Source organism: Actinopolyspora lacussalsi subsp. righensis, from assembly GCF_900116555.1.
In the GTDB taxonomy this organism is placed as follows: Bacteria; Actinomycetota; Actinomycetes; order Mycobacteriales; family Pseudonocardiaceae; genus Actinopolyspora; species Actinopolyspora lacussalsi.
In genome coordinates this window covers 102,493-124,252 of the sequence record NZ_FPAT01000008.1, presented here as the reverse complement: position 1 = coordinate 124,252, position 21,760 = coordinate 102,493, and the positions used below count along the sequence as shown (strand labels likewise).

General features: G+C 68.1%; 15 protein-coding genes. 10 read left to right on the top strand and 5 right to left on the bottom strand.

All coding sequences use genetic code 11. The features are described from left to right. Positions 1-910 precede the first annotated feature (910 nt). The 5 genes from nrdR (at position 911) to BM394_RS15365 (ending at position 8,657) form a co-directional block, all read left to right on the top strand. A complete protein-coding gene (nrdR, locus tag BM394_RS15385) occupies positions 911-1,453 on the top strand; it encodes a transcriptional regulator NrdR (RefSeq protein WP_092979181.1) in 543 nt (180 codons plus the stop codon). Between the two features lie 157 nt (positions 1,454-1,610). After that, entirely contained in the window at positions 1,611-4,454 is a 2,844-nt protein-coding gene (locus BM394_RS15380) for a vitamin B12-dependent ribonucleotide reductase (RefSeq protein WP_092979179.1), read from the top strand. 156 nt (positions 4,455-4,610) lie between these two features. Continuing rightward, positions 4,611-5,339 (top strand): hypothetical protein, encoded by a 729-nt coding sequence (locus BM394_RS15375; RefSeq protein WP_139235240.1) that lies wholly within the window; start codon positions 4,611-4,613, stop codon positions 5,337-5,339. 173 nt (positions 5,340-5,512) lie between these two features. Continuing rightward, a complete protein-coding gene (locus tag BM394_RS15370) occupies positions 5,513-7,315 on the top strand; it encodes a Xaa-Pro dipeptidyl-peptidase (protein ID WP_092979175.1) in 1,803 nt (600 codons plus the stop codon). A 154-nt stretch (positions 7,316-7,469) separates the two neighbouring features. Beyond that, positions 7,470-8,657 carry a DUF4192 domain-containing protein gene (locus BM394_RS15365; protein ID WP_092979173.1) on the top strand — a complete coding sequence of 396 codons (1,188 nt, stop codon included), beginning with the start codon at positions 7,470-7,472 and terminating at the stop codon, positions 8,655-8,657. A gap of 106 nt (positions 8,658-8,763) precedes the next feature. Here the strand turns inward: BM394_RS15365 and galE are convergent, their stop codons facing one another. The 3 genes from galE to BM394_RS15350 form a co-directional block, all read right to left on the bottom strand. After that, on the bottom strand, positions 8,764-9,723 hold the full coding sequence (gene galE / locus BM394_RS15360; protein ID WP_092979171.1) for a UDP-glucose 4-epimerase GalE: 960 nt from the start codon (positions 9,721-9,723) through the stop codon (positions 8,764-8,766). Between the two features lie 120 nt (positions 9,724-9,843). After that, positions 9,844-11,025, bottom strand: coding sequence for a galactokinase (gene galK, locus BM394_RS15355; RefSeq protein ID WP_092979169.1), 1,182 nt, complete (start codon positions 11,023-11,025; stop codon positions 9,844-9,846). Then, a complete protein-coding gene (locus tag BM394_RS15350) occupies positions 11,022-11,717 on the bottom strand; it encodes an iron-dependent transcriptional repressor DtxR (RefSeq protein ID WP_092927147.1) in 696 nt (231 codons plus the stop codon). Before BM394_RS15350 ends, galK begins: the two co-directional genes overlap by 4 nt. Before the next feature lie 347 nt (positions 11,718-12,064). On the opposite strand from BM394_RS15350, the gene BM394_RS15345 reads away from it, so the two are divergent. The 5 genes from BM394_RS15345 to BM394_RS15325 all read left to right on the top strand — a co-directional run bounded on the left by BM394_RS15345 (position 12,065) and on the right by BM394_RS15325 (position 18,529). Beyond that, positions 12,065-12,922, top strand: a complete 858-nt coding sequence (locus tag BM394_RS15345; RefSeq protein WP_092979397.1) for a sulfurtransferase — start codon at positions 12,065-12,067, stop codon at positions 12,920-12,922. 44 nt (positions 12,923-12,966) lie between these two features. After that, positions 12,967-14,142, top strand: coding sequence for an acetoin utilization protein AcuC (locus tag BM394_RS15340; protein ID WP_092979167.1), 1,176 nt, complete (start codon positions 12,967-12,969; stop codon positions 14,140-14,142). A gap of 133 nt (positions 14,143-14,275) precedes the next feature. Further along, positions 14,276-16,963, top strand: a complete 2,688-nt coding sequence (locus BM394_RS15335) for a bifunctional acetate--CoA ligase family protein/GNAT family N-acetyltransferase (RefSeq protein WP_092979165.1) — start codon at positions 14,276-14,278, stop codon at positions 16,961-16,963. 86 nt (positions 16,964-17,049) lie between these two features. Next, complete coding sequence (locus tag BM394_RS15330; protein ID WP_245780220.1) at positions 17,050-17,547, top strand: hypothetical protein; 498 nt, start codon at positions 17,050-17,052, stop codon at positions 17,545-17,547. A gap of 253 nt (positions 17,548-17,800) precedes the next feature. Beyond that, the gene (locus BM394_RS15325; protein WP_092979161.1) at positions 17,801-18,529 is read left to right on the top strand and encodes a tyrosine-protein phosphatase; all 729 of its coding nucleotides are present in this window, start codon (positions 17,801-17,803) and stop codon (positions 18,527-18,529) included. 126 nt (positions 18,530-18,655) lie between these two features. Here BM394_RS15325 and BM394_RS15320 read toward each other — a convergent pair whose 3' ends face one another. Beyond that, complete coding sequence (locus BM394_RS15320; protein WP_092979159.1) at positions 18,656-19,627, bottom strand: sigma-70 family RNA polymerase sigma factor; 972 nt, start codon at positions 19,625-19,627, stop codon at positions 18,656-18,658. 553 nt (positions 19,628-20,180) lie between these two features. Then, entirely contained in the window at positions 20,181-21,605 is a 1,425-nt protein-coding gene (gene rox, locus BM394_RS15310; protein WP_092979155.1) for a rifampin monooxygenase, read from the bottom strand. Positions 21,606-21,760 lie beyond the last annotated feature (155 nt).

Here is a 21,760-nt window from a genome sequence, read left to right as displayed (position 1 = left end):
GCCGTCCACCTCTCGCGGTTGCCGGATGCGGGCGGGCCCGCCGGTGTCGATCACGGTGAGCCTCTCGCGCCCGGGCCGATTTGATGCTACACCTTTCGCACAGCAGTTCGATCGAACTCGTGTTCGATCTCGCTCGGATGTGTTGCGGACGGGTCGGTCGTCCCAGCGGGAAAGGCGTGCGGTTCCCGGTGATGGGGCTCCCGTGCCGGACCGTGGATACCGAAGATTCGTACGGGGAGTCGCGATGCCGGTGTTTCGTGTTGCCAGGCGGCTCGAGGACCGCGAGTGCCGGACGGTGGTGGGACGCCGCGCTGCTTATGATCGCGGGGCGCGGTATCTTGCCGCGGCGTCCTCGCGCGCTCCCGCGGACCCGCGCGCGGCGAACACTGGGCCGTCACGCGGCCACGAGAGTTGTCGTGGTGACTCGCGATGCTCGGTTGCCCGCTTCGAAGCGTCGTGCTCCGTTGTCGGGTGCCGGGGCGGCGCGCCCGGGGGTGAGTCGCTCTCCGGTCCGCCGCGCTCGTCTGTCGTCGAGATCGCCTTGCTCGTCGCGGCGGCCCTGGGGGCGGGTGCGTTCGTCTTGCTCGTGGGAGTGGTGCTTTCGCTCGGGTGAGGCGGAAGTCGGCGTGCTTCGGGGGCGGCGTCCGTCCCCGAGCGGCCGGAGCGGCGCTGTGATCGCTGTCCGGGGGGTGGTCGACATCCCGCTTCCCGAGTTGCTTATGATTCGGTCCAGGATTAGGCTCAACCACAACATCTAGTAGTTGCATCGTTGTGATTAATCCATAGCTTGGGTGTAGCCGTCTTGTCGACGGCTGCTCACCCCCAGCGGTGTCAACCGTCCGCGAGGTACCGGGCGTCGCGTCGTGCGCGCCCGTGGACCATTGGGCTGCGTCGAGGAGATGACTGGCGATTGCGTTGTCCGTTCTGTCGAGGTGACGATTCGCGTGTCGTCGACTCTCGTGAGGTGGAGGAAGGGCAGTCGATCCGGCGCAGGCGGTCCTGCGCGGGCTGTGGACGCAGGTTCACCACTGTCGAGGAGCTGGTGCTCACGGTGGTGAAACGTTCGGGGGTGACCGAGCCCTTCAGCAGGGACAAGGTCGTGCGTGGGGTTCGTCGCGCGTGTCAGGGACGCCCTGTGGCGGAGGACGACCTGCAGCAGCTCGCCCATCGGGTCGAGGAGACGATCAGGTCGCTCGGTGTTCCGGAGGTGCCCAGCCACGAGGTGGGGCTGGGGATCCTCGGCCCGCTGCGTGAGTTGGACGAGGTCGCCTACCTGCGGTTCGCCAGTGTCTATCGTTCGTTCACCTCGGTGGAGGACTTCGAACGTGAGATAGCCGAACTGCGCAGGGTGGAGGGGCCGGATCCGGAGAACTCCGGAGCCGGGGAGACCCCCGCGGACGGCGAGGGGAACGAATCCGCCGGTCAACAGGACGAGGCGAGTGCGAATGCCTAAACCGGGCAAGGGGGCGGCGCGCCGCCGAAAGGGCGGTGCGAAACGCGAGCGGGGCGCCCGTTCGGGCGATAACTCGCAGCGTGAGAAACCACCGGGACGGACGGGGAGCCCGGACGGTGGAAGTAGGAGAGCGAGCGACAAGGGAGAGGCCCGAATCATGACAGAAACCGTCGGTAACCCGACCGCCGTAGGGGAGTCGGAGTCGGGTAGCCGTGAGGCGGGCATCCGGGTGGAGCGTGTCTACACGACCGAGGGTGTGCATCCCTACGACGAGGTGAACTGGGAACGACGCGACGTCGTCATGACCAACTGGCGTGACGGCTCGGTCAACTTCGAGCAGCGTGACGTCGAGTTCCCCGACTTCTGGTCGCTGAACGCGGTCAACATCGTCACCAGCAAGTACTTCCGCGGCGCGCTCGGCACCCCGGAGCGGGAGAGCAGCCTGCGGGAACTGATCGACCGAGTGGTCAAGACCTACGCACGCAACGGTGCCGAGCACGGCTACTTCGCCACCGAGCTGGATGCCGAGGTTTTCGAGCACGAGCTGACCTACATGCTGCTGCACCAGGTGTTCAGCTTCAACTCGCCGGTCTGGTTCAACGTGGGGACCACCTCGAAGCAGCAGGTATCGGCCTGTTTCATTCTTTCGGTGGACGACACGATGGAGTCGATCCTCGACTGGTACAAGGAGGAGGGGCTCATCTTCAAGGGAGGCTCGGGCGCGGGACTGAACCTCTCGCGCATCCGCTCCTCCAAGGAGCTGCTCTCCTCCGGCGGCACCGCGTCCGGGCCGGTGTCGTTCATGCGGGGAGCCGACGCCTCGGCCGGGACCATAAAGTCCGGCGGTGCCACTCGCCGTGCCGCGAAGATGGTCGTGCTCGACGTCGACCACCCCGACGTCGAGGAGTTCGTCGAGACCAAGTCCAAGGAGGAGCACAAGATCCGCGCGTTGCGTGACGCGGGATTCGACGTGGACCTCGGCGGCTCCGACATGGTCTCGGTGCAGTACCAGAACGCGAACAACTCGGTGCGGGTGAGCGACGAGTTCATGCGTGCCGTCGAAAGCGACGGCCAGTTCGGACTGCGGGCCCGCACCGACGGCTCGACCACCGACAGTGTGCAGGCCAGGGATCTGTTCAACCGGATGGCTAGGGCCGCCTGGGAGTGCGCGGACCCGGGAATCCAGTACGACGACACGATCAACGACTGGCACACCAGCCCGGAGTCGGGCCGTATCACCGCCTCGAACCCGTGCTCGGAGTACCTGCACCTGGACAACTCCAGCTGCAACCTGGCCTCGCTGAACCTCATGAAGTTCCTCCGCGAGGACCTCACCTTCGACGCGGACCTGTTCCGGCGCACGGTCGAGCTCGTGATCACCGCGATGGACATCTCGATCAGCTTCGCCGACTTCCCCACGGAATCGATCGGGCGGACCACCCGTGACTTCCGGCAGCTCGGCATCGGTTACGCCAACCTGGGCGCGTTGCTGATGGCCACCGGACACGCCTACGACTCCGACGGTGGGCGGGCGCTGGCCGCCTCGATCACCTCGCTGATGACCGGTACCGCGTACAAACGTTCCGCCGAGCTGGCCGGAGCGGTCGGACCGTACGCGGGCTATGCCCGCAACGCCGAGTCACACCAGCGTGTGATGCGTAAGCACGCGGCCGCCAACGATCTGGTGCGGACGTACCACCACAACGATGTCGCCGTGCACGACCTGGCGACCCAGGTCTGGCAGCGCGGGCTGGAGATCGGCGGGCGCAACGGCTGGCGCAACGCCCAGGCGTCCGTGCTGGCACCCACCGGCACCATCGGTCTGATGATGGATTGCGACACCACCGGTGTCGAACCGGATCTGGCGCTGGTCAAGTTCAAGAAGCTGGTCGGCGGCGGCTCCATGCAGATCGTCAACCGGACCGTGCCCCGCGCGCTGCGTGCGCTGGGATATCCGGACGAGCAGGCCGAGGCGATCATCGAGTACATCTCCGAGCACGGTCACGTCGTCGACGCCCCCGGGCTGCGCCCGGAGCACTACGACGTATTCGACTGCGCGATGGGCCAGCGCTCCATCGCCCCGATGGGGCACGTGCGCATGATGGCCGCCGTGCAGCCGTTCCTGTCCGGATCGATCTCCAAGACCGTCAACATGCCGGAGCACGCCACGGTCGAGGACGTGCAGGAGATCTACTTCGAAGGATGGCGACTGGGACTGAAGGCCCTGGCCATCTACCGGGACAACTGCAAGGTCGGCCAGCCGCTGTCCGCGGGCAACGGTGGTAAGGGGCAGAACGAGGACAAGGAGCAGGCCGAGAAACGGGTCGAGAAGGAGATCGAGTACCGGCCGGTCCGCAAGCGGCTGCCCAAGAAACGTCCCAGCCAGACCGTGTCGTTCACGGTCGGCGGAGCCGAGGGCTACCTGCACGCCGGGTCCTACCCGGACGACGGTCTCGGTGAGATCTTCATCAAGCTCGGCAAGCAGGGCTCCACGCTCGCCGGTGTGATGGACGCGTTCGCGATGTCCATCTCGGTCGGCCTGCAGTACGGGATTCCGCTGGAGTTCTACGTATCCAAGTTCCAGAACGTGCGTTTCGAGCCGGCGGGGATGACCGACGATCCGGACGTGCGGATGGCCAGCAGCGTGCTCGACTACCTGTTCCGCAGGCTGGCGCTGGATCACCTGTCCTACGAGAAGCGGGCGCAGCTGGGGATCTTCACCGCTCAGGAGCGCACCGAGCAGGTCAACGGCGCGGCGGAGGCGGAGACCACCAACCAGGTGGAGTCGATGCGCGAATCGGTCGACTACTCCCAGCAGCCCACCCCGTTGGTGCAGAATCACTCCGATGATTCCGAAGCGGGAAGTTCCACCGAGCTGTTGGAACTGAAGCTGGGCAAGGCGGCCGACGCTCCACTGTGCATGACGTGCGGCACCAAGATGCGGCCGTCGGGCTCCTGCTACCTCTGCGAGGGGTGCGGCGCCACCTCGGGATGCAGCTGACAGCCGCTCAGCGCCGGTAGGATTTCGTCGACTCGGTGTGAGTTCGGGGAGCCGGTCCGCCGATCGGCTCCCCGATTCCTCGTCCGAACTCCTGGGCGGGACGGCGGTCGGGAAAACCGGTGGCGGCGACCGTGGTGCGGGCGTCACGCTCGATCGGTGACCGACGAAACGAATTGTCTTGCCCTGCGAGTGATCGTTCCCGATCCGCCGGAGGTCGGCGCGACGGTCGAGGTGCGGCCATTGGTCGACGGCACGGACGTCGTCGCCACCGGGCTGCCCGGCAAACCGGCCGAACCCCCGTTCCGGCTGTTGGCGCCCGAGACTCCGCTGCTCGCGAGCAGCGAACCGCACGAGGTGCGGTTGGCCGAGGCTGTCTGCACCGAGGAGTGCTGCGGCGCGCTGTACGTGACGATCCGCCGCGACGGTGACCAGATCGTCTGGTACGGCTGGCGCGATCCGGACAGTTCGGACCCCGAGCTGCCCGACTTCCGGTTCGACGCGCGGCAGTACCGGGCGGAGATCGATCGGGCCCGCTCCGATCGAAGCTGGGAGTGGACCGCGTACACCGTGGCTCGGCTGTTGTGGCGAGACCTCGAGCAGCGGCCGCAACCGTTCGAACGATGGAGCTGCCTACTCAGCGGAGTACATTCCTACCCCTGGGAGAGGGATCGGATCAACATCTTCTTCATGTATCCGCGTCGACCCTCCTCCGCCGAGCCGTGGCTGCAGTTCAGGATCGTGTGGCCCGTTACCGAGACCGACCCGTTGACCCAGGCGGCCGAGTTCGCCGAGCGAATTCGCACCGCGGATCCACGGGAGCTCGGTGAGATCTGCGGTGGTTCTCCAGAGAACGCGAGGCAGCTAGGGTACTCCTGGCCCCGCTGACGCCGGTGCCGCGGATTCCCGCTCGGGCGGATGCCCCGTTTTCGCGCGGCCGGGCGAAAGCACTCCGATTCCTCGGCTACACATTGGCGCAAATCCGCCGCGCTTCGTGATTGACATTCCATCGGTGGGTGGCAAGCTGCTGGTTGACCTTGCAACCTGATCGTGGAGTTCGCATGTGGCGAGCGCGAGCGGCCGTCGTCTCCGCCCTGGTGGTCCTGCCGTTGACCGGTGCCCCCGCGAGCGCGGGAGAGGTCACACGACCACCGGAGCCGGTGATCGAGGACGGCGCGGCGCAACCGGTGTTCGATGCCGCGAACGCCGTGCGTGAGGACCTGTTCGTAACGGCCGATGTGGACAGTGACGGCGACGGGCGTGACGACCGGGTGCACGTGCAGGTCGTCCGTCCGGAGGAGACCGAGCACGGGATGCGTGCTCCGGTCGTCTACCGGGCCAGCCCCTACTTCGCGGGCGGCAACCCGGTCACCAACCACGAGGTCGATCGTGAGCTCTACGTTCCGGATCGGGCCGCGGCACACGCCGCGGGAGTCGGAGCCTCTTCCGCCAGATCCGCATCCGCCGAGATCGACTGGGCTTACCAGGATTTCCTGCTGGAACGGGGATACGCGGTCGTCTACGCCGAGTCACTGGGAAGCGGGGCCTCCGAAGGGTGCCCGACCTCCGGTGGACGCAACGAGACCATCGGCGCCAAGTCGGTCATCGACTGGCTGAACGGGCGGGCCCCCGCGCACGATTCCTCCGGCGAGCAGGTTACGGCCGACTGGTCCACCGGGCAGGTCGCCATGATGGGTGTCTCCTACAACGGAACACTGCCCAACGCGGTGGCCACGACCGGTGTGGAGGGCCTGGAGACGATCGTGCCGATCGGCGCGATATCCAGCTGGTACGACTACTACCGCGCGGACGGGGCGGTGGTGGCGCCCGGCGGTTACCAGGGTGAGGACACCGATGTGCTCGCCGAGTACGTGCACACCAACGACCGGGACTGCTCGGCCGTCATCGACCGGTTGCGCCGAGAGCAGGACCGGCTGACCGGTGACTACAACGAGTTCTGGAACGAACGCGACTATCTCGACGGGGTCTCGAACATCGACGCCTCCGTGCTGACGGTGCACGGCCTCAACGACTGGAACGTCAAGACCAAGCAGGCGGCACAGTGGTACGAGGCGCTGCGCGAGAACGGCGTCGAGCACCGGATCTGGTGGCACCGGGGTGGGCATCTCGACCCCATCGGAGTACGCCGGGACGAGTGGCTGCGTACGCTGAACCGCTGGTTCACGCACTATCTGCACGGTGTGAACAACGGAGTTCGCTTCGAACCCCGGGCGACCATCCAGCGCGCCGACGGCAGCTGGCATCGCGAGTGGGAGTGGCCCGCTCCCGCCGCCCGCGAGATCTCGCTGAGCCCGATCCCCGGTGGTTCCGAGCGCGGTGGTCTGCGGTTGTTCCGCCACGGTTCGACGGACGTCGTCGAGAGTCTGCGCGACGACGCGGGCGAGACGGCCGAGGAACTCGCGAGGGTGGAGAGCTCACCGCACCGGCTGGCCTACTTCACGCGTGACCTACCGCGCGGTGTCCGGATCAGCGGCACGGCGCGGGCGGAACTCGCGCTGTCGTTCGACCGTCCCGCCGCCAACGTCACGGCCATGCTCGTCGATCGTGCTCCCGACGGCACCGTCACCCCCATCACCCGTGGCTGGACCGATCCGCAGAATCGTCGTTCCGTGGCGAGGACAACCCCGATCGAACCGGGTGAGCAGTACCGGATCGAGGTGAGCATGATGCCCGACGACTACGTCCTCCGACGTGGGCACAGTCTCGGGCTGGTCGTGCTCTCCAGCGATCACGACTACACGCTGCGCCCGTCCGCCGGAACCGGGCTGCGCCTGGACCTGTCGGACAGCGAGCTCCGCGTTCCCGTGGTGGTCGCTCGTGGTGAGCGTGATCGTTTCTTCTGAACCCGCGTAGCGGCACCGCTCGGTGCGGCTCGGTGACGCCACCGAGCTACACCGGGCGGCCTGCCGTCCGTTAGTCGTCCACATCTCCTCGAACCCTGCACAAGCAGCGGAATCCGGGTTTTCGCGTCAGCTCCGTGACGTCGACTTTGGAGGTATGGGTTCTACCGCGAAGCAACGCACTGTCCGACTCTCGGCCCCGGCGGAGTACCTGGCTGCGATTCCGCACCTGCTCGGCTTCTACCCGAGGGATTCACTGGTACTGACCACGCTGCACGGCGGCCCGGAGGTGGCGAGGCTGGGGATGACCGCCCGGGTGGATCTCCCCGAACCGAGCTGCCGTCGTGAACTGGCGGCGGAACTGGTGCGGGGGCCGGTTTCGCACGACGCTCCCGACGGTCTGCTGGCCGCCGTCGTCGCGACCCCGGCCGCCGATTCCGCCCCGGACATCGATCCGGCCCCGGACATCGATCCGGCCCCGGACATCGATCCGGCCCCGGACATCGATCCGGCCCCGGACATCGATCCGGCGGAGTCCGGAAGCGACGCTCCCGCAACCGTACGGCCGCCGGATCCCGTCACGGGGGATCCACCGCACTCCGGACTGGTGGAGTCATTGCGGCACGAGCTGCGCACGGCCGACATACCGCTCGTCCGGGCACTCTGGACGCCCGAGATCCGACCGGACGGGATCTGGCGGTGCTACGGCGAGCGATGGGACGGAACGGTACCCGATCCGAGGTCCTCCCCGCTGGCGGCCGAGCTGGCCGTGGCGGGGGCGATCACGTTCTCCAGCAGGGAGGAACTCGCGGCGAGTATCGCTCCGGAGTCCCCGGAGACCACGGCCAGGTGGTCGGCACGGCTGAACCTGATGCAGGACGAGGCGGAGCCGCACCGGGGTGACGCGACGATGTGCGCCGCCGACACCGAGGCGGTGTTCGCCGCGATCCGCCGTACCGCGCGGGGCAGTCCGCTGACCGAGGAGGACCTGTTGCGAGTGCTGGTGGCGTTGTCCGATTACCGGGTGCGGGACCTGGCCATGGGAATCGCGCTGACCGTCTGGTCCCGTGCCGCCGAACAGCTGTGGTTCGTGCTGGTCAGAAAAGCGCCCGAACCCGAGGTCGCCGATGTGGCCGCACTGCTGGCGTTCTCCGCGTATCTGCGGGGTGACGGTGCCCTCGCGAGCGTGGCGCTGGACCGGGTCGAACGGACCAGGCCCGCGCACCGTCTCGGTGAGCTGTTGCGGCGAGCGCTGGACAGCGGGATAGGTCCGGAGGAACTCGCCGTCGTGGTGCGCGACACCGCGGTGGACGCGCGGTTGATGATCGAACAGGAGGAAACGTGAGTCCGGCCACCGGCAGTGGCCGGAACGGTTCCGCCGAACCGGGGACGGGTGCGCGACGAGCCCTCGTCGAGTGGAAAAGCTCGATCCGGTCCGCTGCCGTACTCGGTCAGTTCCTGTCGTCGCGGACGAAGTCCCACGCGTCGCGTACGATCTCCTCGATCTCGCGGCGCTGTGGGTACCAGCCCAACTCCTGCTGGGCCCGCTCGCTCGAGGCCACCAGCGTGGCGGGATCCCCCGGACGCCGTTCCGCCACTTCCGCGGGAATCTCCCTGCCGGTAACCGCACGGCACGCGTCGATGACCTGCTTGACCGAGAAGCCGGTGCCGTTACCGAGGTTGTAGATCCGGTGGTTGCCCGGCAGCGATTTCTCCAGGGCCAGTACGTGCGCTTCCGCCAGGTCCCGCACGTGGATGTAGTCCCGCAGACAGGTGCCGTCCGGCGTGGGCCAGTCGTCCCCGGCGATGTGGACGCGGTCGCGCAGACCGCGTGCCACTTCGAGAACGATCGGAATCAGGTGCGTCTCCACCGTGTGCCGCTCTCCCAGCCCCCCGTGGGCACCGGCCACGTTGAAGTACCGCAGGCTCGTGGCCGCGATGCCGTACGCGGTCGCGTAGGAGGTGATGGCGTGATCGATGGCCAGCTTGGTGGCCCCGTAGGGGTTGGTGGGCCGAGTCGGGGCCTCTTCGGTGATCGGAACCGAGTCGGGCTGCCCGTAGACCGCCGCGGTCGAGGAGAACACGATTCGCTCGACAGCGTGCTCGCGCATCGCGTCCAGCAGTCGCACGGAGGTCAGCACGTTGCCGTGCCAGTAACGCGCCGGGTCCTTCGTCGACTCCGCCACCAGCGATTTGGCGGCGAAATGCAGCACCCCGTCGAATCCCTCCGCGAGGACCTCCGACGCGTGCCCGGCGACATCGCCCGTTACCAGCCGACAACCCTCGGGCACGGCGTCCGCGTGCCCGGTGGACAGATCGTCGAGTACCACCACCTGATGCCCCGCTTCGAGCAGCCGGGCGGCACAGACGCTACCCACATATCCGGCGCCTCCGGTTACCAGCAGTTTCACGTTGCACTACCTCCCGACAGTATCGATTCACAGCGTAGAACGATCCCCGGTGCGCTCCGTGAGGAAGCTCCGAGCAGGTACCCGCTCACGTCGCGGCGAGTGCGCCGGCCCTCCACGCGACTAACGATCCCGTGCCGCTCCGGTGGAGGGAACGGCGGTGAACAGCCGAGGCGAGGCGAAACCGTGCCGCTCGAACGCTTCGGTGACGGCCTGCTCCGTCCGGGGACGCAGCTCGGTGGAGACCAACGCGATCGCCGACCCCCCGAAACCACCGCCGGTCATCCGGGCACCCGAGGCGCCCGATTCCAGCGCCGCCTCGACGGCGACGTCGAGCTCCGCGCAGGAGACCCGGTAGTCGTCGCGCAGGCTCGTGTGCGAGGCGGTCAACAGCTCACCGACCTCGGCGAGTTCGTCGCGCCGCAGCCGCCGCAACGTTTCCAGCACCCTGTCGTTCTCGGTCACCACGTGCCGAACCAGCGGACGCGACTCCTCGGGCAGCCGTCGCAGCGCGTCGTCCAGCTCCGCCGCCGAGATGTCCCGCAGCGCGGAGAGCCCGAGCAGTTCGGCCGCCTGTTCGCACCCCTTCCGCCGGTCCCCGTAACCGGACTCGCTGTGCGAATGGTTCGCGCGGGTATCGACGACCAGCACTTCCAGCCCGCTGCCCGCGGCGTCGAACGGGATCTGCTCGGTCTCTCCCGAGCGTACGTCGAAGAACAACGCGTGAGCTCGTTCGCAGCGCAACGAGGCCGTCTGGTCCAGCAGTCCCGTCGGGGCCCCGACGAACTCGTTCTCGGCCCGACGGGTCCAGCGCGCGACGTCCATGACATCCGGTGCGTTCGGACCGTCCAGCGCTCGCCCCGCCGCGTCCAGCAGCGCCAACGCGGTGGCGCACTCCAGCGCGGCGGAGGAGGAGAGCCCCGCGCCGGTGGGCACCTCGCCGGAGATGACCAGATCCGCGCCGGGCAGCGAGATACCGGACTCCCGGAGAGCCCAGGCGGCTCCCGCCGGGTAGCTCGCCCAGCCGCTCGGCTCGCCCGCTTCGAGGTCGTCGATCCGGAACGTTCCGGCGCGCTGCAGCGTGTCGTCCGAACCGTGCGTGGCCAACGACAGCAAACCGTCGTCCCGCCGCCGCACGGCGACCGCGGTGCGGTGCGGCAACGCGAACGGAAAGACGTAGCCGTCGTTGTAGTCGGTGTGCTCGCCGATGAGGTTGACCCTGCCGGGTGCGGACCAGACCGAATCCGGTTCCACCTCGTGTTCCGCCACGAAAGCCTTCGTGGCTCGCTCCGCCGCCCCGCTCAACGCGGCCGAACCAGGACGGCGTGTGCGACGGACGGGGGAAGTTGGGTCCCACCGGAGCTGCCCCGCACGTCGATCGGCTTGTTGCTGCCGACCACGGAGACTATCTCGATGTCGTTACCCGGGACCACGTCCACCGTTTTCAACGAGTTCATCAGCTCCGGATCGAGTTGTACGTGTTCGGCGATCCTGCACACCAACGCACGGCCACCACCGTTGCGGGCGATCTCGTCCACACGTTGCAGTTCGGTGTCCACCTCGGGAGCACCGTCGCCGACCCCCAGATCGTCCAGTCCGGGGATCGGATTTCCGTACGGCGAAGTGCTGGGGGTGCCGAGCAGGTTGACGAGCTTGCGCTCCACGGCCTCGCTCATCACGTGCTCCCAGCGGCACGCCTCGCTGTGCACGTGCTCCCATTCCAGACCGATGACGTCGACCAGCAGTCGCTCGGCCAAGCGGTGCTTGCGCATCACACCGATGGCCCGTTCCCGGCCGGCTTTGGTCAGTTCCAGGTGCCGATCCTCGGCGACCGACAGCAGCCCGTCCCGCTCCATGCGGGCGACGGTCTGGCTGACGGTCGGCCCGCTCTGTTCCAACCGTTCCGCGATGCGGGCTCGGAGCGGGACGAGCCCTTCTTCCTCAAGCTCGTAGATCGTCTTGAGATACATCTCGGTGGTGTCGATGAGATCGTTCACGCCAGCTCCCCATTCGGTCCACCATCAATGCTAGCCCGAACGCGAGCCCCTGACTGGTGCCCGGTCGGAGTCTCGTTTCTCCGCCCGTTCCCCGCCGGGAGGGGCGGGCGGTCGCCCGGGAACCAACGGCCTTCGGGAGCGGGGCGGACCGGTCCGTGACGATGTCGATACGGTGCTCCGACAGCCGCCGCCGAAGCGGCTGCGCTGCCGGTGGCTCGGCTTCCGAGCTGGGTTCGCGTCCTGCTCAGATCGGGTCACCGGGGCCGCGGTGACGTTCGGCGGGCACGCAGTCGAACATCGGCACGTTCAACGTGATGAAGTCACCCGGACCGAGACCGGAGGTCGCGATGAGTCCGCTGATCAAACCCCGACAACTCGAGTCCGCGCTCGGCGGTACCGAGCCGCCCGTAGTGCTGGACGTTCGTTGGAATCTGCTCGGGCCTCCCGGCGAGCGGGAGTACGCCGAGGGGCACCTGCCGGGGGCGGTGTTCGTCGACACCGAGACCGAGCTGGCCGCCCCAGCAGCAGGGGAGGCGGGTGGCAGGCATCCGCTGCCGGAGCCCGAGGTGCTGCAGCGAGCGCTTCGTCGTGCCGGCGTGAACTCCGACCGGCGAGTGGTCGTATACGACTCCGCGGACGGGTCGGTGGCCGCGCGCGCCTGGTGGTTGCTGCGCTGGGCGGGCCACCCCGATGTCCACGTGCTCGACGGCGGGTTCGCCGCGTGGTCCGCGGCCGGGTTGCCCGTCACCACGGAGGTGCCGCGACCGGAACCGGGGGAATTCGTGGTCTCTCCCGGGAACATGCCGGTTACCGACGCGGAGGGGGCGCGGCGACTGGCTCGCACCGGGATTCTGCTGGATGCCAGGGCGGGCCAGCGGTACCGGGGTGAGACCGAACCCGTGGATCCGCGAGCCGGCCACATTCCGGGGGCCTACAACGCTCCCGCCGGGGAACACGTCACCGCTGCCGGCACCTGGCGTTCCCCGACCGAACTGTCGACGCGGTACACCGAGTTCGGTCTCACCGCGACGGGGGGCGCGGGAGCCTACTGCGGTTCCGGGATCAACGCCTGTTCGGTGGTTCTCGCGTTGGAACACGCCGGGCTGCGCACTCCGGAGAACCCGGCGGTGCTCTACCCGGGGTCCTGGTCCGAGTGGTCCGCCGATCCCCACCGACCCACTGCCACCGGTGCCTGGCCGGGATGAGTCAACGGGTGTGTCACGTCCCTCCTGGCGGGTAGCTTCCCACCATGAGCAACGAGTGCGCCGTTGTCTGGGACGAGTCACTGCTCTCCTACGACCTGGGCGGTAACCATCCGCTGCACCCTGTTCGGCTGGACCTGACGATGCGACTGGCGCGCTCGTTGGGGGTACTCGACGGGGTGGTTCCACTGGTCCCCGGACAGGCGGCCGATGCCGAACTCGAACGGGTTCACACGCCCGGGTATCTGGCGGCCGTTCGAGCCGCTCCAACGGAGGGCCCCGACGTGGGACACGGGCTGGGCACCGATGACAACCCGATATTCGACCGAATGCACGAGTCGGCCTCGCTCGTCGCGGGAGGCTCCCTTACCGCCGCCGAACAGATCGTGTCCGGTCGTGCCAATCGTGCCGTCAACCTGGCGGGCGGCCTGCACCACGCGATGGCGGACAACGCGGCCGGATTCTGCGTCTACAACGACTGCGCGGTCGCCATCGCCTGGATGTTGGCCAACGGGATCGACCGGATCGCCTACCTGGACATCGATGTGCATCACGGTGACGGGGTGCAGACGGCGTTCCGGGAGGATCCCCGGGTGATGACGATCTCGCTGCACCAGCACCCCCACACCCTGTGGCCGGGTACCGGTTTTCCCACCGAGGTCGGCGAGGGTGCCGCGAAGGGCGAGTCGGTGAACGTGGCACTGCCCCCGGGGACGGGGGACGCGGGGTGGCTCCGGGCGCTGCACGCCGTGGTCCCCTCGTTGCTGGATACGTTCGCCCCGCAGGTGCTGGTTACCCAGTGCGGTGCTGATCCGCACCGGGAGGACCCGTTGGCCGACCTCGCGCTGTCCGTGGACGGGCAACGCGCCGCCCACCGTTCGTTGCGGAGTTTCGCCGATCGTTACGCGATGGGGAACTGGTTGATCCTCGGCGGGGGTGGTTACGCGCTGCACAGGGTCGTCCCCCGCGCCTGGACCCATCTGCTGGCCACGGCGCTCGATCGGGACGTCGCGGCCGAGCGCAACGTCCCCGCCGACTGGATCGCCCACGCGAGCAAGGTCGCGGGCAACGTGGCGCTGCCGACGTCGATGACCGACGGGGGTGAGACGGCATTCACTCCCTGGGACGGCACGGCCGAGTACGCGGTGGATCCGGCGATCCGGGACACCAGGAACGCGGTTTTTCCGCTGCACGGTCTGGAACCGCTGGACGGCCGCGACTGATCGAAGCCATCCGGTCGGTGGTGCCGCGCGGGGAACACCACCACTTGCGGGTGACAACACGACCGGGAAAGCTCTACGAGTTCCTTCGGTCGATAGTTCGGACAAGTGCACGGCAGTCGCTGAGAGGTTCACGGTGGACGATTCCGCGAGCGAACAGCAGCAGTGGGAACCGGAAGCCCACTACCCGCGCCACTGGGAGGCCGACGTCGTCCTCTCGGACGGCGGAACGGTTCATCTGCGGCCGATCCTGCCCGCCGACGCCGATCAACTCGTGGCATTCCACGGCAGGCTCAGCGATCGCACCCGTTACTACCGCTACTTCTCGCCCTATCCGCGGATGCCGCAGCGCGACGTCGACCGCTTCAGCCGTGTGGACTACGTCAACCGGGTGGCGCTGGTGGCGCTGCTCGGTGACGACATAGTCGCGGTGGGGCGTTTCGACCGGCTGCGTGAACCGGAGGAGTCGGCCGAGGTGGCGTTCGTGGTGCAGGACGGGCACCAGGGCAGAGGGCTCGGATCGATCCTGCTCGAACACCTCGCGGCCGCGGCGCGGGAGTGCGGTCTCAGCCGGTTCGTCGCCGAGGTCCTCGCCGAGAACTCCCAGATGGTCCGCGTTTTCCGTGACGCCGGTTACGAGGTCAAACGGGCCATGGAGGAGGGACTGGTCCACCTGGAGTTCCCGCTCGACCCGACCGAGGAGTCACTGGCGGTCGCACGCGCCAGGGAACAGGCCGCCGAAGCCCGCAGCGTGCACAACCTGCTGCACCCGCGTTCGGTAGCGGTGATCGGCGCCTCCATCGCCCCGGACAAGATCGGCCACACCGTGCTGGCCAACCTGCTCGGGGCCGATTCCGCCGCACCGATATACCCGGTCAATCCGGAGCACCGGGCGGTCCGGGGAGTGCGTTCCTACGCCTCGGTGCTCGACATTCCCGACGACATAGACCTGGCTGTGATCGCCATCCCCGCAGGTGGTGTCGCCGAGGTGCTGGACGCCTGCCTGACCAAGGGCGTCAAAGCGCTGCTGATCGTCAGCTCGGGTTTCAGCGAGGTCGGTCCCAGCGGTCGGGAGGCCGAGAGCAGCATGGTGCACCAGGCGCGGGTCTACGGCATGCGCGTGGTCGGCCCCAACGCGTTGGGTGTGGTCAACACCGACCCGGCTCAGCGGCTGAACGCCAGTCTGGCCCCGCGCCTGCCCGGACGCGGCAGGACCGGGTTCTTCTGCCAGTCCGGGGCGCTGGGGGTGGCGATCCTGGCCGCGGCCACCGAGCGCGGCCTCGGGGTCTCCACATTCGTCTCCGCGGGCAACCGTGCCGACCTTTCCGGCAACGACCTGCTGCAGTACTGGCAGACCGACACCGCCACCGACGTGGTGCTGCTGTACCTGGAGTCGTTCGGCAATCCGCGCAAGTTCGCTCGCCTGGCACGACGCCTGGGGCGCAGCAAACCGATAATCGCGGTCAAGTCGGGACGTCACGCCGTGCGTGCGGGACTGGCCGCCACTTCGGTACGGATCGACGAGACCAGTGTGCAGGCGCTGTTCGATCAGGCGGGCGTCATTCGGGTCGAGTCCGTGGCGCAGATGTTCGACGCCGCGCTGTTGTTGGCACACCAGCCACTGCCCGGCGGTGAGCGGGTGGCGATCGTTGGTAATTCGAGCGCACTGGGGATGCTGGCCGCCGACGCCGCCCTGGAGCAGGGGCTGCGTCCGGTTGTGGACCCGGTGGACGTCGGGGCCGCCGCCGGCCCCGAGGAGTTCGCCGCGGCGGTACGCTCCGCTGCCGAGAACAGCGAGGTGGACGCGTTGGTCACGGTGTTCGCCCCGCCCGTGGCCGTGCCGGGCACGGCTTACGCCAGGCAGCTGCGCACCGCGCTGCACGAGGCGGGAACGCTGCGAACCAAACCGGTGGTGAGCACCTTCCTCGCAGCCGAAGGAGTGCCCGACGAACTGGCGGTTCCGGGGCCGGACGGAACTCCCGGCCCCGGCTCGGTGCCCTCCTATCCCAGCCCGGAGCGGGCGGTGCTGGCGCTGGCCCGTGCGGTGCGGTACGCGAACTGGCGTGCCGCGCCGCAGGGTGAGTTCGTCCGTCCGGAAGGAGTCGACGTCGAACGGGCACGCCGGTTGGTCGAGGAATGGACAGGGACGGGGATCGGCAGGCTGTCCGACGAGCGGATGGTGCTGCTGCTGGAGTGCTACGGGATCGACGTGGTGGCGTTCCGACTGGTCACCGATGCCGATTCGGCGGTGGCAGCCGCCGAGGAGGTCGGGTTTCCCGTGGCGTTGAAGTCGGCCAGCGAACGACTTCGGCATCGTACGGATCTGGCCGGGGTGCGTCTCGACCTCGGTGGGCCCGACGCGGTGCGAACCGCTTACCGGGACCTGTACGAACTTTCCGGAACGGCCGAGCTCTACGTGCAGCGGATGGCCCCCAAGGGAACGTCGTGCGTGATACGGCTGATGGACGATCCCTCCTTCGGTACCCTCGTCTCCTTCGGCCTGGCCGGTCCCGCCAACGACCTCATCGGTGATCGTGCCTATCGGGCGGTGCCGCTGACCGACACCGACGTGGCGGAGCTGATCAGGGAGCCGCGCGCCGCGCCGATGCTCACCGGCTATCGCGGGGGCCAGGCGGCGGATCTCGACTCGATGGCGGACGTCGTGCTGCGGGTGGCCAGCCTGGCCGAGGATCTGCCCGAAGTGCGTGAGCTGGTTCTGGAGCCGGTGTTGGCCGCCCCGTCGGGTGCCTGGGTCACGGGTGCGGTGCTCGGGTTGGGGCCGACACCCGATTCTCCCGACTCCGGACCGCGCAGGCTCCGATGAACTCCGCGCGGCGGTTCGGTGTGTCGCGTTGTCGCCAATCCGACACGCGGCGCAACCGGCGAATGGGGTGGCCACGTCCAGGTGGTATGAGACGACTGCCAACCCTGCTGGGTGCCGGTGTGATGCTGTTCGCGTTGACCGCCTGTGGTGAAGGGCGGTCCGATGTCGGGTTCGGTGCCCAGCCACCACCGCCGCCCTCCGAACAACAGCGGTCCAGGATCGCGCCCGACGACGGTGCCGCGGGACCCCCCGGGCGAAAGCCGAAGGGCACCGAGGTTCCCGCCGAGCAGGTCGATGCCTCCGCGTTGCCCGAGGGCTATCCCAGTGAGCTCTGGACCAGGAATTCGGGCAGGAAACTCGTCGCGATCGGCCAGGAGGGAGGATGCGGCAGCGTGCGCGCCCAGGTGACCGGTCAGAGTGCCGAACGGGTGGAGCTGGTTCTCGTCGAGGAGAACCCGAATCCGTCCGGTCCGTGCACCATGGATCTGCGCTATCCACCCGTGGTCGCCCCGATCGACGAACCCCTCGGCGACCGGACCGTGGTTCTCACCGAGCGGGAGGTCGACGTCCCGAGCGACCAGTAGCGCTCGCGGGAGCCGCACCGAATACGAGGGCATCGCGCTCCGCTTCGCCGGATCACTCGTTCGCAGGGAATACGTGAGTCTTCGCAGGGGACACGCGAGTCCCCGCAGGGGAGACCCGAGTCACTGCGACGGGACTTCGTGTCTTCTCGGGACGAGCGAAGCCTTCAGGCTTGCCGGAGAACCTGCGATCCTGTCCATGATTACGTGCGCGGAAGGCTTCCGCGCACGGCTTGGAGGGAAAGGGCGCATTCCAATGGCAGAGCGGAGCGACGGTGTTCCGAACGGACTGGTCAACTTTCGGGATCTGGGGGGACTGCCCGTCGAGGACGGGGTGACCACCAGTCCCGGTGTGCTGTTACGCAGTGATGCGCCTTATCACGGGGACCAGGACCCCTCGGAGGCTCTTCACTGGCCGCCCCGAGCGGTGATAGACCTTCGCGACACCGGTACGGAATCCGACGCGGTGCACCCGTTGGAAAACGTCAGCACGGTCCACCGGGTCCCGCTGCTCGAAGGGCTGCGCGGGGAGTCGGGGCAGGACCCCTGGCTGACGTTGTCGGAGCTGTACGGCTACATCCTGGACTTCGCCGCGAAACCGCTGCTGGAGGTCTTCCGGATCGCGGTGGAAACCGACGGTCCGGTGCTGGTGCACTGTGCCGCGGGCAAGGACCGCACCGGTGTGGCCTGCGCGATGCTGTTGCGTACGGCGGGAGTTCGCTACGACGCGGTGGTGGCCGACTACGTGCACACCGACCGCAACATGCGTCAGGTGCTGCGGCGACTCCGGATAGAACCCGAGCTACCACCGGGAGTCGACGAATCCGATGTCGACGAGTTCGTTTCCGCGCCGGCGCACGCCATCGAACACGCGCTCGAACGCCTGGAGTCGCACGAGGAGGGGGTGGCCGGCTGGCTGATGCGACACGGTGCCGCTCCCGAGGACATTCGACGCTGGCGAGAGCGTCTGCTGAGCCCGCGGTGACCTTCTCCACCTGAAGGGCTCGCTCCGCGTGCGGGAGACCCGTTCCACGTGGAGTGTTTCCCGCGACGCCGTCGTGTCGCCGGGGTGAACGGGTTCACCCCGGCGACACGGTGTGCGAGTTCCGGCTCAGCTCGCGTAGGAGCGCAGCTTGTTCGCCCGGTCACCCTGCCGCAGCTTCGACATGACCTCACGCTCGATCTGGCGAACACGTTCCCGGGAGAGCCCGAACGCCTTGCCGATCTGGTCCAGCGTGCGCGGCTGACCGTCGTCCAGGCCGTAACGCATGCGGATCACCTGCTGCTCCCGACCTTCCAGCGTGTCCAGCACGCGACGCAGATCGTCCTGCAGGAACCCGGAGATCACGGCGTTCTCGGCATCGGCGCTCTCGGAGTCCTCGATGAAGTCCCCGAGCGGGGCGTCCTCCTCCGACCCGACCGGCATGTCCAGGCTGACCGGATCCTTGGAGTGATCCATGAGGTCGATCACCTTTTCCACTGACATGTCCGCCTCGCCGGCGATCTCCTCCTCGGTGGCCTCCCTGCCGAGCTTCTGGTGCAGGTCCCGCTTGATCCGGGCGAGCTTGTTGACCTGCTCCACCAGATGCACGGGTAGGCGGATCGTACGGCTCTGATCGGCCATTCCCCGTGTGATCGCCTGTCGGATCCACCAGGTGGCGTAGGTGGAGAACTTGTAGCCCTTGGTGTAGTCGAACTTCTCGACCGCACGGATCAGGCCCAGGTTTCCCTCCTGGATCAGGTCCAGCAGTGGCATTCCCCGCCCGGTGTAGCGCTTGGCCAGGCTCACCACCAGCCGCAGGTTGGCTTCCATCAGGTGGTTCTTCGCGTCACGGCCGTCGCGCACGACCGTCTTGAGGTCGCTACGACGCTCCCTGGTCATGTCCTCCGAAGTGTCCAGCAGGTGCTTGGCGAACACTCCGGCCTCGATTCGCTTGGCGAGGTCCACCTCGTCCTGGGCGCTGAGCAGTGCGGTACGCCCGATACCATTGAGGTAGACCCGCACCAGATCGGCCGATGGCCCCTGGTTGTCGAGGTCGGCCTCGTTGGTGACGTCCGGGGCTGTGGTCTGCGGGACGGTCATAGAGCTACCTCCCTGACGGGCTGGTTGTCGGGTGCCGGGGTACCGGCACGCCACCGCGCCACACGAAGGACGGGTACGCTCGGTGTGGTGGTAATGATTCGTCCTTCTTCGGTATCGTCGGTGGCGGATGGTGCCGGTGGTTGAGTCGGTTCGGTTCTGGTTCCTCGTCGGATCGACCGTGGGGTCGAATCGGCGGTACGAGATGTGGGGCTTCTCGTCTGGCTGATCGGAAGCGGCTGTTTCACGGCCTGTGGCATCTCGGTCGGCTGGTTCGCCGCCCTCCCGGCGGGTCCCACCTCCACCTGGGCGGTGGTTCGAGGGACGGCCGGTGACCGGCTGTGGAACCGGTGCTCGGGCGTTGTGTTGTGGTTTGGTTACCCGGAAAACGCACACGTTGCCGAAATCGTTCCCGAAATCGTCGGATGAGCGACGTCAGCGTCGTCACACTCGACGTGGCCGATGCCCGTGTGGGAGAAGATGCCAGGGGAGAGGCGGAAGCCGCGAGCGCGGTGTTCCGACCGAGCTCCCCTCGGCGTTCGAACGAGCCGTGCGCTCAGCACGCGGCGCCGAACCAGGTGGGCAGCCGCTCGACCAGCTCCGGTTGGTCGTCGCCGACCCAGGCCACGTGGCCGTCCGGCCGCAGCAGCATCGCGGGCACGTCCGGTTCCTCGAAGTCGTCCACCACGTGTTCCACCCGGTCCGCCCAGCCCGCCACCGAGAGCCGACCGGTTCGGTCGAGCAACAGCCCGCGACCGTGGTGCATCAGCTCGTAGAGCCGTCCCCGTCCCAACTCCACGTCCCGCATCCGACGGCCGAGCAGCTCGTGACCCCCGCCGAAGTCGTAGCGGATCCCGGTCGCGGTGATCTTCTCGATCAGGTAACGATTGACCTCCTCGAAGTCCATCAGTTCCGACACCAGCTCGCGTACCGAGCGGGGGCCCGGCTCGGTGGACAGCAATTCCATCTGCGCGCGAGTGCTGTTCAGCACGTCCACGGCCACGGGGTGCCGCTCGGTTTGGTAGCTGTCCAGCAGCCCCTCCGGCGCCCAGCCGTTGATCTCGGCCGCGAGCTTCCAGCCGAGGTTGAACGCGTCCTGGATGCCGAGGTTGAGTCCCTGCCCGCCGGTGGGCGGGTGCACATGCGCCGCGTCACCCGCCAACAGCACCCTGCCGACCCGGTAGCGCTCGGCCAACCGGGTGGCGTCGCCGAAGCGGGAGAGCCAGCGCGGTGAGTGCGCGCCGAAGTCGGTGCCCGCGAAGGTCCGCAACCGCTGCTTGAACTCCTCGAGGGTTGGTGGGACCGAACGGTCCTCGGAGACCCCCGCCGCGGGGACGACGACGCGGTACACCCCGTCCTCAAGGGGCCCGAGGCCGAACCGCGGTTGGGTCTTGCGGACTTCCGCGACGGTTGCGGCAACCGTCGCCGCATCCTCGGTCACTTCCATCTCACCCAACAGCGTCTCGGTGCTGGCGGGTTCACCGGGGAAGCCGACGCCGAGCAGTTTGCGCACCGTGCTTCGCCCGCCGTCGCAGCCGACGAGGTAGCGCGAGCGCAGTGGTGTGCCGTCCGCCAGTTCGGCGGTGATCCCCGCTTCGTCCTGCTCCACCCCCACCAGTTCGCGGCCACGGGCGAGTTCGGCGCCCATCTCGGTGGCGTGCTCGGTGAGTAGGCGGTCGGTGATCGGCTGCGGGATTCCGAGGACGTACGGATGTGCGGTGTCCAACCGCTCCGGTGACGGCTTGCTGATGCCCGCGAAGAAGCCGCCGACCGGATACTGCCTGCCGTGCGTCAGGAACCGCTCCAACAGACCGCGCTGGTCCATCACCTCCACGCTGCGCGCGTGCAGCCCGAGTGCGCGGACCACCGGGGTCGGCTCCACCTCCCGTTCCAGCACGAGCACGCGCAGGCCGTGCAACCGCAGCTCACCGGCCAGCATCAGGCCGGTCGGCCCGCCACCCGCGATGATCACGTCGATCACTGAAATTCCCCCGTCTCCGTAGGTTCGGCGGACAAGCCTGCGCTACGACCCGGGTCTTGCCACAAGTCCCCGGGCGCGCTATACGTTGAGAACGGCGGGGCAAACGCTCTACCTACTCGATGTCTCCGGAACCGCTCACGAGACGTGCGAGAGGT

Excerpts from the sequence above, each read along its gene's own strand:
- BM394_RS15380 (WP_092979179.1), top strand. The coding sequence starts at position 1,611 with ATGACAGAAACCGTCGGTAACCCGACCGCCGTAGGGGAGTCGGAGTCG.
- BM394_RS15370 (WP_092979175.1), top strand. The coding sequence starts at position 5,513 with ATGTGGCGAGCGCGAGCGGCCGTCGTCTCCGCCCTGGTGGTCCTGCCG.
- BM394_RS15365 (WP_092979173.1), top strand. The coding sequence starts at position 7,470 with ATGGGTTCTACCGCGAAGCAACGCACTGTCCGACTCTCGGCCCCGGCG.
- BM394_RS15345 (WP_092979397.1), top strand. The coding sequence starts at position 12,065 with ATGAGTCCGCTGATCAAACCCCGACAACTCGAGTCCGCGCTCGGCGGT.
- BM394_RS15340 (WP_092979167.1), top strand. The coding sequence starts at position 12,967 with ATGAGCAACGAGTGCGCCGTTGTCTGGGACGAGTCACTGCTCTCCTAC.
- BM394_RS15330 (WP_245780220.1), top strand. The coding sequence starts at position 17,050 with ATGAGACGACTGCCAACCCTGCTGGGTGCCGGTGTGATGCTGTTCGCG.
- BM394_RS15325 (WP_092979161.1), top strand. The coding sequence starts at position 17,801 with ATGGCAGAGCGGAGCGACGGTGTTCCGAACGGACTGGTCAACTTTCGG.
- BM394_RS15320 (WP_092979159.1), bottom strand. The coding sequence starts at position 19,627 with ATGACCGTCCCGCAGACCACAGCCCCGGACGTCACCAACGAGGCCGAC.